General features: G+C 38.9%; 10 protein-coding genes. All 10 read right to left on the reverse strand.

What is annotated here, in order from left to right; translation table 11 throughout:
- Positions 1-178 precede the first annotated feature (178 nt).
- On the reverse strand, positions 179-430 hold the full coding sequence (locus ACO6FI_RS01235; protein WP_314610505.1) for a hypothetical protein: 252 nt from the start codon (positions 428-430) through the stop codon (positions 179-181).
- A 1-nt stretch (position 431) separates the two neighbouring features.
- On the reverse strand, positions 432-1,436 hold the full coding sequence (locus ACO6FI_RS01240; RefSeq protein WP_485455752.1) for a cobalt-precorrin 5A hydrolase: 1,005 nt from the start codon (positions 1,434-1,436) through the stop codon (positions 432-434).
- A complete protein-coding gene (locus ACO6FI_RS01245) occupies positions 1,433-2,269 on the reverse strand; it encodes a CPBP family intramembrane glutamic endopeptidase (protein WP_485455753.1) in 837 nt (278 codons plus the stop codon). The genes ACO6FI_RS01240 and ACO6FI_RS01245 overlap by 4 nt, the downstream gene beginning before the upstream one ends.
- Positions 2,270-2,358: 89 nt before the next feature.
- Positions 2,359-3,465 carry a 30S ribosomal protein S1 gene (rpsA, locus tag ACO6FI_RS01250; protein ID WP_485455754.1) on the reverse strand — a complete coding sequence of 369 codons (1,107 nt, stop codon included), beginning with the start codon at positions 3,463-3,465 and terminating at the stop codon, positions 2,359-2,361.
- Positions 3,446-4,294 carry a 4-hydroxy-3-methylbut-2-enyl diphosphate reductase gene (gene ispH / locus ACO6FI_RS01255; protein ID WP_485455755.1) on the reverse strand — a complete coding sequence of 283 codons (849 nt, stop codon included), beginning with the start codon at positions 4,292-4,294 and terminating at the stop codon, positions 3,446-3,448. Before ispH ends, rpsA begins: the two co-directional genes overlap by 20 nt.
- Positions 4,291-4,962: a (d)CMP kinase gene (gene cmk, locus ACO6FI_RS01260; RefSeq protein WP_485455756.1), complete on the reverse strand. Its 672-nt coding sequence runs from the start codon at positions 4,960-4,962 to the stop codon at positions 4,291-4,293. Before cmk ends, ispH begins: the two co-directional genes overlap by 4 nt.
- Positions 4,955-6,184, reverse strand: a complete 1,230-nt coding sequence (locus ACO6FI_RS01265) for a BaiN/RdsA family NAD(P)/FAD-dependent oxidoreductase (protein ID WP_485455757.1) — start codon at positions 6,182-6,184, stop codon at positions 4,955-4,957. The genes cmk and ACO6FI_RS01265 overlap by 8 nt, the downstream gene beginning before the upstream one ends.
- Before the next feature lies 1 nt (position 6,185).
- Entirely contained in the window at positions 6,186-7,505 is a 1,320-nt protein-coding gene (locus tag ACO6FI_RS01270; RefSeq protein WP_485455758.1) for an aspartate kinase, read from the reverse strand.
- 18 nt (positions 7,506-7,523) lie between these two features.
- Positions 7,524-11,255: a phosphoribosylformylglycinamidine synthase gene (locus ACO6FI_RS01275; protein ID WP_485455759.1), complete on the reverse strand. Its 3,732-nt coding sequence runs from the start codon at positions 11,253-11,255 to the stop codon at positions 7,524-7,526.
- A gap of 73 nt (positions 11,256-11,328) precedes the next feature.
- The gene (locus ACO6FI_RS01280; protein WP_485455760.1) at positions 11,329-12,546 is read right to left on the reverse strand and encodes a 6-phosphofructokinase; all 1,218 of its coding nucleotides are present in this window, start codon (positions 12,544-12,546) and stop codon (positions 11,329-11,331) included.
- Positions 12,547-12,549: the final 3 nt, after the last annotated feature.

Consider the following 12,549-nt stretch of genomic DNA (forward strand, 5'->3'; position numbering starts at 1 on the left):
GGCATCAAATGCCCCTTTTATTATTTCGTCCGGTGAATAATCTCCACCCATTGCGTCCAATGCGACTGTAACCATAATACACCTCAAATGTTTTTTCTATAACACCTTTGTATCATAACCAAATATTAAGTTCTACGCAAGACAAAATTCAAAATCCGTCTTATATTTTAAAATAAAGCTATAAGCTGTCTTTTAAAACTATAACTTCTCCCTCTCTGCAAAGGTAGACCGCTTTGGCATCCGGGAGTTTTTTTCTTATCTCTTTTCCCTTTTCTTCCAAGGCTTTACCTTCAAGCCCAAGCGGAGTTATAACTCTGTTGTCTTCAATGATACATTCCACATCGTCATGATATAATTCCTGTAAAAAACATTTATAATATTTTATCTTTTCCTGACCTTCAAGATCTTTATCCGCTATCAAATATACCATATTATTCTCGTCCTATCGCAACAGTCATTCCGTCTTTTGCCGTCTTTTTTACTATAAGGTTCTTGCATTGTATACAAACAGATCTTTCACATACATTGCCGACTCCGACAACCTTTTTTACAAACTCTGACTCATAAAAATCCCCTTTGACCAAGTTTAATTCATCCTTGTTAAATGTCACAAAAGGTACATCAAGTTTGTTTGCAAGACTTTTTATAGCCTCTTCATCTTTTTTTATATCAATGCTTCCTATAGACTTTACCGCTCTTATATCAAGACCTTCTTTTATAAAAACTTCATTTACAAAATCTATAAGCTTACATGCATCAGTATCTTTTTTACATCCCACTCCTATGTACAAATCCTTAGGTATTAAAGTCAGGACACCGTCATCATATATTCTGTCCGTTATCTTCACTTTTATATCACAAACTTTATTCTCAGGATTAAGTTTTTTCTTAAGCTCTTTTACATCAAATGTATCAATATCACTGTCAATGTCGACAGGTTTTTTATCAAGCAGCGTGGCACTGACGTCCTTTGCAAGTTTTCTTGACGATATAAAAAGATTGTGTTTTTTTGCAAATACATCTACAGCAAAGGTACCGTTGATATCTGTTGCGGTTGTAATAATAGGAGCGGCAGATAATGCCCCTCCTATATAATTTGCCAATTCATTGGCTCCGCCCACATGACCTGAGAGCAGCGGTATAACATACCTTCCGAGTTCATCTATTACAAGTACTGCAGGATCATAAAATTTATCCTTTACATATGGTGCTATACTCCTTACCGCTATCCCTGTCGCTCCTACAAAAATGATTGCATCATCACTGAAATGTTTCTTCACAGTCTCTTTAAGATCTTCAAGCGGCTTCATTCTGTTATCCGACAGATACTTTTTTAGCGTATACGACGATATATTCGCTTCACTCAAAATATCAATCAGTTTTGTATTTATATCTCCACCCTTTGCGGTAAATGATATAATTGTTATATTTTTCATAGGCTGTAATAACTTTGTCTGTACTCTTTTTTCTCAGGCTTTGTATTCCATAAAACTACCAACAGTACTATAGCCGGTATAATCATTATATATGATATAGCTGTTATAGCATTGTTTATCAAATCCGTATTGAGTGCGGCAGGCAGATTGCCTATAGTGTTGTTAAAGATATGGATAAACATTGTTACAAATATATTTCTTGTCTTGTAGTAGATAAGTCCCATAATGCAACCCATAATGGCTGTATACACACTTTGTACAAATATCATATGCCATACACCGAAAGCCACACCTGATACGATAATGGCAAACCAAGGATTTTTTGTCACTCTCTCAAGTGAGTTGAATATAAGCAGTCTGAAAAGTATCTCTTCCACAATCGGCCCTACTATAGATATTGAGAGTAAAGACCAGATATATGCACCAGATTCAAGGTCGTCATATACTCCTGAAAAATACTCGTTATTCTTTGCTATAAAAGGTATAACCACCAAAAATCTGTCGACTATCTCAAACCACAGACCTGCTATACCGTAGAATGCAAATCCCATTACTATTCCGAATATGATGCCCTTAAACAGTCCTATCTTCACTCTTTCATCATGTCTTTTTACTATAAAAATTGCCAAAATAAGGTATATGGCAATAAGCACTAAAGATATGAATGTGTCTACAACCGCATTTATACTCGGCAAGAGTACATCAGGTATTATACCGAATTTTACGTCCAGGTAATTGATTTTATTAAATATAATATTGCTTATCCACTCATAGCTCAAACATAAAATAAGAGCCAGAGCGCACCAAAAAACTATCTTTATATATTTTTTCATTTATCTCCTCTATATTATTATTGTTATTATTTAAAAAAGTCAAAAAAAGTCGCAGATGAAATCACCTGCGACCTTATAAAAACTGTCTTTTATTCCTCTTTAGGCTCGGAATTTCTTGCATTCTCTTTCTCAAGCTCTTCATTAGCCTGTGTCAAAGCCTTAATGCTGAGTGATATCTTCTTCTCAGGCTCGTTGAACTCAACGATAACAGCCTCAACTTCATCACCTACTTTAAGTACATCAGAAGGCTTCTCTACATGGTCGTGTGAAATCTGTGATACATGAAGTAATGCATCAACACCGTTTGAAATCTCAACAAATGCACCGAAGTCAGTCATTCTTGCGACTCTTCCCTTAACTACATTACCGCGTGCAAACTTCTCCTCAGCATCAAGCCACGGGTTCTGATCAGGGAACTTCATAGAAAGTGCAATCTTCTCACCTGAGATATCTTTGATAAATGCTGTTACCTTATCTCCTGATTTGAAAACTTTCTTAGGATTTTCCACTCTGCCCCAGCTCATCTCTGAGATATGTAAAAGTCCGTCAGCACCGCCAAGGTCTACGAATGCACCGAAGTCTGTAACATTCTTTACTGTACCTTCGATAACATCACCAGGTGTTATCTTCTCAAATAAAGCTTTCTTCTGCTCTTCTTTTTTAGCAAGAAGAAGCTGCTTTCTGTCACCGATAATTCTTCTTCTTCTCGGATTGAATTCTGTAATAATGAATTCAATATCCGCATCTTTATACTTAGATAAATCTCTTTCAAATGTATCTGATACAAGTGATGCCGGTATAAACACTCTTGCATCGTCTACAACTACACTAAGTCCACCGTCAACTACCTGTACTACCTTACCTGTGAGTACTTCCTTGTTGTTGAAAGCGTCCTCAAGCTTCTTATTACCTCTATCCTGAGCCAATCTCTTGTATGAAAGGAGAACCTGTCCTTCTCCGTCGTTTATCTTTAAGACTTTAGCTTCCATCTCGTCACCGACATTTACAACTGTTCTTAAATCTAAACTGTTGTCATTACTATATTCACTTCTTGTGATGATACCATCTGACTTAAAACCGACATTAAGGATTATTTGATCTTCCTTAACATTGATTACCTTACCGTTGACAACTTCTCCAGTGTGTAGAGTCTTGAATGACTCATCTAACATTTGTTCAAAACTTAGATCTGACAATATTTTGAACCTCCTCAATGATATGTTTTGGGGTCGAAGCCCCTGCCGTAATACCTACACTATCCACAGAAAGTAAAGCATCATAATTTAGGTCCTCAAGAGTTTGAATAAATACTGTATTCTTACATTCTTCCTGACATATTTCCACAAGCTTGCCTGTATTGGAGCTTTTTTTGTCTCCAATAACTATCATGGCATCCACATTTGATGCTATTTTTTTTGCCTCAGCTTGTCTTTCCTGTGTTGCATTGCAAATCGTATTAAAACATATTACATCATAACCCAAAAGCGATATTTTATCAATGATTTCTTGAAATTTTTTATGATTAAATGTCGTTTGAGCCACAATTATTATTTCTTCATCTTTTTTTAAGTCTAAATTTATGAACTGCTCGATATTTTCCACAGCATAGGTATTTTCATCACCCCAGCCTTTAATTCCCATTACTTCAGGGTGCTCCGGGTTTCCGATTATTACCACAGTTTTACATTTGCCGCTTTGTACGGAAACTATGGCATGAATCTTTTTTACAAACGGGCATGTGGCATCCACAACCCTATGTCCGCTTTGTTTTACAAAATTGTATACATCTCTGCTCACACCATGTGAACGGATAATCACTGTGCCCTTTGGCAGTGAGGCCAAATCTTCCATCTTCACAGCCTCCACACCGCGTCTTTTCATATCCTTTACCACTTCTTCATTGTGAATAATCGGTCCAAGTGTGTATACAATCTCATTTTCCTTTTTTGCTTCTTCATATACGGTATTTACCGCCTTTTCAACTCCGAAACAAAATCCTGCACTTTTCGCCAATTCTACTTTCATCTTTCCTCTTTTACCATATCAAGTATTTTCGATACGACCTCTTTTAGTGTCATATCCGATGTGTCCAGATAATATGCATCATCAGCCTGCTTTAGAGGGGATATCTCTCTGTTCATATCGGCCTCATCTCTTTTTATGATTTCGGCTTCTATTTTCCCTTCGTTAAGTGTGGACTTATCAAAGCCCTTTTCTATAAGTTCAAGATACCTTCTTCTTGCCCTGACATTTGAACTTGCACTGAGATATATCTTAAGGTTTGATTTCGGCAGCACCACCGTACCTATATCTCTACCGTCCATAACTACATTTTCTTTTTCGGCAAGCTTTCTTTGCAGTGCTACAAGCTTCTCTCTTACACGTTTTACGGCACTGAACTTACTTGCAAACTTGCCGATTTCTTCCTGTCTTAGCTTAGAGCTTACATCTGTGTTGTTTAAAAAGACTCTCTGTTCGCCGTCCACATATTTTATACTTATATCAAGGTCAGATAAAAGCTTATCTATTCTGTCATCGTCACTTTCCTTTATTCCGTTTTCCAAAAAGAAAAGTGCCACCGCTCTATACATTGCACCGGTGTCTATATATACAAAGCCCAGCTTTTTGCTGAGAGCCTTTGCTATAGTCGACTTTCCCGCTCCCGCCGGTCCGTCAATCGCTATACTATACATTGCCTGCTCCTTCTCCTGCCGCATATCCGCTTGACCATGCTATCTGAAGATTATATCCGCCTGTAAGGGCATCAAGGTCAAGCACTTCGCCTGCAAAGAAAAGTCCCTTGACACTCTTTGACTCCATAGTCTTAGGATTTATTTGTGATACTTCCACTCCGCCCTTTGTTATGATGGCCTCGTTAAAACCTCTTGTAGAGCTTAACCTAAACTCAAGGTTTTTGGTTGCGTTTACAAGTCTGTGTCTTTCTTCTTTAGTAAGCAAATTCACCTTTTTTTCAGGATCTATTTTGCTCTGATATATTACCTCGTCTATAAGCTTTGTAGGAAAGAGCTTGTTTAGAGAATTTTTAAGTTGCTTATTTTTTTGCTCGGCAAAATCTCTAAGTATTCTCTCGTCAAGCTTTTCATTATCAAGTGCCGGCTTTAGGTCAATACAAAGTCTGTATCCTTTTATATCCTTGTTTCCGATAAGCGCCGATGCCGATATTATCACAGGTCCGCTTACGCCGAAATGTGTGAAAAGCATTTCACCGAATTCATCATATACAATTTTTTTGTCGTTGTAGATGTATAAATGAATATTTCTTAATGAAAGCCCCTGTAAAGCTTTTACTCTTTCACCTTCAATATTGAAAGGTACCAGTGAAGGGTAGAGCTTACTTACACTAAGCCCCGCTTCTTTTGCAAACCTGTAGCCGTCTCCGTCTGAGCCTGTAGTCTGATATGACATTCCGCCTGTAGCCACTATTACGGCGTCCGCCGTAATTTTATTTTTTCCTACAATTACACCGACACATCTGTTATTTTCTATTATAAGCTCATCAACTTTGGCGTTTAATCTTATATATACACCCAAATCTCTTATTGCCTTTTCAACAGACTTTATAACATCCGATGAATGATCGCTGACCGGAAAGACTCTGTTTCCTCTTTCCACCTTCAGCTTGGTGCCGTTGTTTTCTACAAGGTTCATTATATCTTCATTGGTAAAATTTCTAAAAGCACTGAATAAAAATCTTTTATTGCTTACCACATTTTCCATTACAGTATTCATATCGGATGCATTGGTTAAATTGCATCTGCCCTTTCCTGTAATATACAGCTTTTTACCAAGTTTCTCATTTTTTTCTAAAAGTATCACCTTATTTGATGTTAAAGCAGCGGAGTATGCCGCTATCATTCCTGCTGCACCTCCGCCTATTATTACAACTTTGCTCATTTTATGATACCGATTTTACAAACATATCGTATATAGCCTTTATAGTTGTTTCAAAGTCGTTCTCCTTGACACCTACGATGATATTAAGCTCTGATGAACCCTGATCTATCATCTTTACATTGACCCTTGCATGTGCAAGTGCCGAGAATATTCTTCCGGCAGTACCTCTGTTTGCCTTCATTCCTCTACCTACTATGGCTATAAGCGCAAGTCCCGACTCCATCTCTACAGTATCCGGAGCTACGGCTCTGTGTATACCTGAAACTATCTGCTGCTCATGTTCCTCAAACTCGGACTGGTGAACAAGCACAGTCATTGTATCTATACCTGAAGGCATATGCTCTATAGATATGTCGTTCTCCGCAAATACATTGAGTACTCTTGCGCAGAAACCTACCTCAGAGTTCATCATAGCCTTATCCACATTGATTGCACAAAATCCCTTCTTACCTGCAATACCTGTAATTGTAAACTTTGAACTTTTACAAGTGCTCTCTACAATCATTGTACCCTTGTCGTCAGGCTTGTTTGTGTTTCTGATGTTGATAGGGATACCCTCTTTTCTTACAGGGAAGATGGCATCCTCGTGAAGCACTGAAGCTCCCATATACGCGAGTTCTCTAAGCTCCTTGTATGTGATTGACTCTATAGGCTCGGGATTTGGTATGATTCTTGGGTCCGCAACCAAAAATCCTGAAACATCTGTCCAGTTCTCATACAAATCGGCTCTTATACCTCTTGCAACTATAGATCCTGTGATGTCCGAGCCTCCTCTTGAGAAAGTTCTTATCTTTCCTGAGTGGTCGCTTCCGTAAAATCCCGGTATTATGGCTCTGCTTACCTTTTCAAGTCTTGCTGAAACCTCGACATTTGTAGCTTCGGCGTCAAATGTACCGTCCTCAAAGAAAAATATCATCTCCGCAGGATCTACAAACTCCACTCCGAGGTAGTTTGCCATAATAAGACCGTTTAAATACTCACCTCTTGAAGCGGCATACTCTCTGCCCGCTTTATTTAAAAACTCTTCCTCAATCTTTGCAAATTCATGGTCAAGGTTTAAATTGAGTGAAAGACCGTCTATGATTTCTTCATACCTTGCCTTAATCTTTTCAAATTTTTTCTTATATGCTCCACCTTCTGCCGCAAGGTCATATGTCTCATACAAAAGGTCTGTTACCTTTTCATCTTTAGGGTTTCTCTTACCCGGTGCTGAAGGTACAACAAATCTTCTTGATTTGTCTGACTTTATTATATCTCCCACTTTTTTGAACTGATGTGCGCTGGCAAGTGAGCTGCCTCCAAACTTTACTACTTTTATCATTATCTTCTCCAAATTTTTTTATCTGAAATATTTTACACCAGATTCAAAAATTTGCAAATCCTGTTTTTTGAAAACATTTATATATGCACCTGCTTCTCTCCTCTCCGAATGTGCCATTTTCCCATATATCCTGCCGTCTAAACTTGTAATACCTTCTATAGCGGCATATGAGCCGTTAGGATTGTACTCGCCGTCCATTGTAGGATTTCCGGAGAGATCCACATATCTTGTAGCAACCTGACCGTTTTCAAAGAGTTCCTTTATCTTTGCCTCACTTGCCACAAATCTTCCCTCACCGTGTGAAATAGGGTTTGCATATATATCGCCAAGTTTTGCATTCATAAGCCAAGGTGATTTGTCGCTTGTTACCTTAAGGTAAGCCATCTTTGAAATATGTCTGCCGATGGTATTTGTCGCAAGTGTGGCTGAAGTATCCTCCTGCTCCTTTATCACTCCGTCAGGCAAAAGCCCAAGCTTTATAAGAGTCTGGAAACCGTTGCAAATACCAAGTATAAGTCCGTCTCTGTTAAGCAAATCTTCTATCTCTTTTTTCAAAATTTCATTTCTGAACACGGTAGCAAAAAACTTTGCCGAGCCGTCAGGTTCGTCACCTGCCGAGAAACCTCCCGGGAACATTATAATCTGAGAGTTTCTTATCTCATCCCTGTACTTTTCAACCGATTCATTTATAGCCAAAGGCGAACTGTTTCTGAATACAAAAGCCTCTGCAACCGCACCTGCTCTTTTAAAGGCTCTGATAGAGTCATACTCGCAATTGGTTCCCGGCATAACAGGTATAAATACTCTCGGCTTCATATTCTTTTCTTTTGCTATATAAATACTGTCCGCTTTATATATCTTATCCTCCGCGCACTCCTTGTTATCAGGCTCTTGTACGGATGGGAATACATTTTCAAGCGGCTTCTTCCAGCTTTCAAGCACCTCACCAAGTGAAATTTCACTTCCGCCCACAACCAATGTAGGCTCGTCTGTAACTTCACCCAAGTATATTGCATCTGCAAAATCAAGTTCATTTTCACATTCCACAAGGAAGCTTCCAAACTCAGGAGCAAAAAGTGTGTCTTCATCCGCAGATGAATTTGCTCCCAGCATATTTCCGAAGCACATCTTTGAGATTGCCTCAACACATCCGTTTCGCTCCGTTACAAATGCGCTTACTATATTTTCAGCCTTAATTTCTTTTTGAACATACTCATAGAGCTTCTTTAAATATTCAAAATCGGGAAGATTATACTTATCTTTCTTTACTCTAAGTAAATAAAGCTTATTTCCCGCCTTCTTTAACTCTGTGGATATTATATTTTTATTTTCTCCCACAGCCACCGCAAATGAAACCAGTGTAGGCGGCACATTTATTTCATTGAAAGTACCGGACATCGAGTCCTTGCCTCCGATAGATGCAAGCCCAAGTCTCATCTGTGCTTCATATGCTCCAAGCAGTGCCGCCAAAGGCTCTCCCCATGTGGCTTCACTTGTCATCCTTCTAAAGTACTCCTGGAAAGTAAAATGCACCTTCCTGTAGTCACCGCCTACCGCTACTATTTTGCTTAGTGAAGTGACTATTGCATACATTGCCCCGTGATAAGGGCTCCAACTTGATAAATACGGATCAAATCCGTAACTCATAATGGTTACGGCATCGCTCTTTTCATTTAAAAGCGGCAACTTTGCAACCATGCTCTGTGTCTCTGAAAGCTGATATTTTCCTCCATAAGGCATCAATACGCTCTTTCCTCCGATGCTTGCATCAAACATCTCCACAAGTCCCTTTTGTGATGCCACATTCAAATCACAGACCGTATTAAGCCATCTCTCCTTTAAAGGTAATTTATCATCCCTCTTATCAAAGATATTTTCATCACTTGGAGTGTTTACATATACCTTTGTAGTGGCGGTTGCACCGTTTGTATCAAGGAACGCTCTTGAAAGATCTACTATTTTCTTTCCTCTCCAAGTCATTTGCAGTCTTTTTTCTTCCACCACCTTTGCTACAATACTTGTCTCAAGGTTTTCTTCCTCTGCATATTTACAAAATTCATCTACAGACTTAGGATCCAGTACTACAGCCATTCTCTCTTGTGATTCGGAGATTGCAAGCTCGGTACCGTCAAGTCCCGCGTACTTTTTAGGCACCTTATCAAGATCTATAATAAGTCCGTCCGCAAGTTCTCCTATTGCTACAGATACTCCTCCGGCTCCGAAGTCGTTACATTTTTTTATAAGTTTTGTCACTTCAGGTCTTTTAAAGAGTCTTTGTATCTTTCTCTCTGTAGGTGCATTACCTTTTTGTACCTCTGCGCCTGCCGTAACTATGGAATCGGTCTTATGTACTTTACTTGAACCTGTAGCACCTCCGATACCGTCTCTTCCGGTTCTTCCTCCAAGAAGTACTATGATATCTCCCGGATCCGAGGTCTTTCTGATAACATTTTCTCTCTTTGCGGCACCCATCACCGCACCGATTTCCATTCTCTTTGCCACATAGTTCGGATGATATATCTCTTTTACATACCCTGTAGCCAGTCCTATCTGATTGCCGTATGATGAATAGCCGTGTGCCGCTCCTGTAACTATCTTTCTTTGCGGTAACTTGCCTGCAAGGGTCTTTTCAATAGGAAGTGTAGGGTCGGCAGCTCCTGTGATTCTCATAGCCTGATATACATAGGTTCTTCCTGACAGAGGATCTCTTATTGCACCTCCAAGACAGGTTGCGGCACCGCCGAAAGGCTCAATCTCAGTCGGGTGATTATGTGTTTCATTCTTAAAATTGATAAGCCACTCTTCTTTTTTACCGTCCACAACTATAGGTGCAACTATGGAGCAGGCGTTTATCTCGTCAGTCTCCTCCACATCATTAAGGATGCCGTCAGCCTTCAGCTTTTTCATAGCCGAAAGTGCAATGTCCATAAGGCATATCTTCTTGTCTGATTTATTTTGATAAAGAGCTTTTCTGTCATCAAGATACCTCTGATATGACTCCTTTATAGGTATGCTAAAAAATCCCTCCTCAAAGTTCACATAGCCAATCTCCGTAGAAAAAGTAGTATGTCTGCAGTGATCTGACCAATATGTGTCAAGTACTCGTATCTCAGTGATAGAGGGATCTCTTTTTTCGTCGTTTTTTAAATAATTTTGTATAAACTTAAAGTCATCAAATGTCATAGCCAATGAAAGGCTCTCATAGCAATCTCTTAAAGCCTTTTCATCCATATTTATAAAGCCGTCAATTATCTCCACGTCTTCAGGTACTTCAAAGTCAATCTTTAAAGTTTTAGGTACCGACTCATCTGCAATTCTTGAGTCTACAGGATTTATGCAGTAATTTTTTATTTTCTCCTTATCCTCACTACTGAAGTTTCCCGAGAAAACATAGGTGATTGCCGAACGAATATCTATGCCGTCTTCACTTCCTAAAAGCTTCACACACTGTATAGCGGAATCCGCTCTTTGGTCAAACTGCCCCGGCAAATACTCTACAGTAAAGAAAAAGTCTCCGGCATTATGTGGAAAGATGTCCTCATAACAATTATCAATCGGAGGTTCACAAAAAATCGTATTGATGCTTTTTTTATAGTCATTATCCGATATATTTTCAATATCATATCTGACCAAAACCCTTACATCAAGGAGAGCTTTTAAGCCGCAATAATTCATAAGCTCACTTAAAAGTTCCTTTGCTCTGATGGCAAAATCTCTCTTCTTCTCTACATAAATCCTTTTAACGCCCATTTTTCCTCCATTCCCCAGAAAAACAACTGCAAATGATTAACAGGTTTTAAGCTTATAATTGTAAAACCTTATGCTATAAACTTTTAATATGACTTTGTATACCGTCACATACAATATTTGAAAGTTCGCCCATGATAAGCGGTTTTGCATACTGAATAAAATGTTCATTCACATAAAATCCGTCCTCACTTATCCACTCTACGGGTATACACTTTTCAATATTTGCAACTAAATTTATATCACATTTTTTAACAATAGACAAATATGGAGAATCTTCCACTCTTTCAAAGTTCATCATGACACCCGTGTTACCGTCAAGTCCCGCCTTCACTCCCAAAAATCCGATATTAAACGCCTCATCAATATCGGTCTTACTTTGAAGATGTGCGGCAGCCCTTTGAAGAGTATTTATCTCAACAGCTCTGGTCTTTACACCTAATTCAGTTTTTATCTTTTTAGCCAAAAAAGCGGCTGTTCCTGAAAGCATCTTATGTCCGAATGCATCCACATTGCACTCGTCCTCACTGATATGATGTCCGTTTGTGTCCTTAATGCCTTCTGAAACCGCTACAACTATATTGCCCTTTGTCTGCATTTTGTCTGATAAAATCCCGATAAATTTCTTTAAATCAAGTCCTATCTCAGGCAGCAGTATAAAATCGGGTCCGTCGTTTAATTTATTCTTTGCTAAAGCCGATGCGGCAGTAAGCCAACCGGCATTTCTTCCCATTATCTCAACAAAGGTCACACTCTTTAAATCGTATACATTTGAGTCTCTTACTATCTCCGAAACCGATGTCGCAATATATTTTGCGGCACTTCCAAATCCCGGAGTGTGATCCGTTACAGGCAGATCGTTGTCAATAGTCTTCGGCACTCCGACAAATCTTATCTTACTGCCGTTTATCTTTGAATAGTCCGACAACTTCTTTATAGTGTCCATTGAATCGTTGCCGCCTATATATATGAAAATACCGATATTGTATTTATCAAGTATTTCAAAAATTCTCTCATAAACCTCATCGCCTTTTTTTACCTCAGGCAATTTGTATCTGCATGAGCCAAGATATGAACTCGGTGTTCTCTTTAAAAGTTCGACATTAAGCTCCGACTCAAGCGTATCGTCAAGGTTTATTATATTTTCTTTTAAGAGTCCCTCTATACCGTATCTCATACCGTATACTGTATTAATTTCAAGTTCCTTTGCACCGACATAAACTCCTGCCAGTGACGAATTGATAGCCGCTGTAGGACCTCCCGACTGGCCTACAATCAAATTCTTTCTTTCCATAGC

The sequence above is a fragment of the Lachnoanaerobaculum sp. genome (assembly GCF_057250505.1).

Excerpts from the sequence above, each read along its gene's own strand:
- ACO6FI_RS01280 (WP_485455760.1), bottom strand. The coding sequence starts at position 12,546 with ATGGAAAGAAAGAATTTGATTGTAGGCCAGTCGGGAGGTCCTACAGCG.
- ispH (WP_485455755.1), bottom strand. The coding sequence starts at position 4,294 with ATGAAAGTAGAATTGGCGAAAAGTGCAGGATTTTGTTTCGGAGTTGAA.
- ACO6FI_RS01245 (WP_485455753.1), bottom strand. The coding sequence starts at position 2,269 with ATGAAAAAATATATAAAGATAGTTTTTTGGTGCGCTCTGGCTCTTATT.
- ACO6FI_RS01235 (WP_314610505.1), bottom strand. The coding sequence starts at position 430 with ATGGTATATTTGATAGCGGATAAAGATCTTGAAGGTCAGGAAAAGATA.
- ACO6FI_RS01275 (WP_485455759.1), bottom strand. The coding sequence starts at position 11,255 with ATGGGCGTTAAAAGGATTTATGTAGAGAAGAAGAGAGATTTTGCCATC.
- cmk (WP_485455756.1), bottom strand. The coding sequence starts at position 4,962 with ATGTATAGTATAGCGATTGACGGACCGGCGGGAGCGGGAAAGTCGACT.
- ACO6FI_RS01240 (WP_485455752.1), bottom strand. The coding sequence starts at position 1,436 with ATGAAAAATATAACAATTATATCATTTACCGCAAAGGGTGGAGATATA.
- ACO6FI_RS01265 (WP_485455757.1), bottom strand. The coding sequence starts at position 6,184 with ATGAGCAAAGTTGTAATAATAGGCGGAGGTGCAGCAGGAATGATAGCG.
- ACO6FI_RS01270 (WP_485455758.1), bottom strand. The coding sequence starts at position 7,505 with ATGATAAAAGTAGTAAAGTTTGGAGGCAGCTCACTTGCCAGCGCACAT.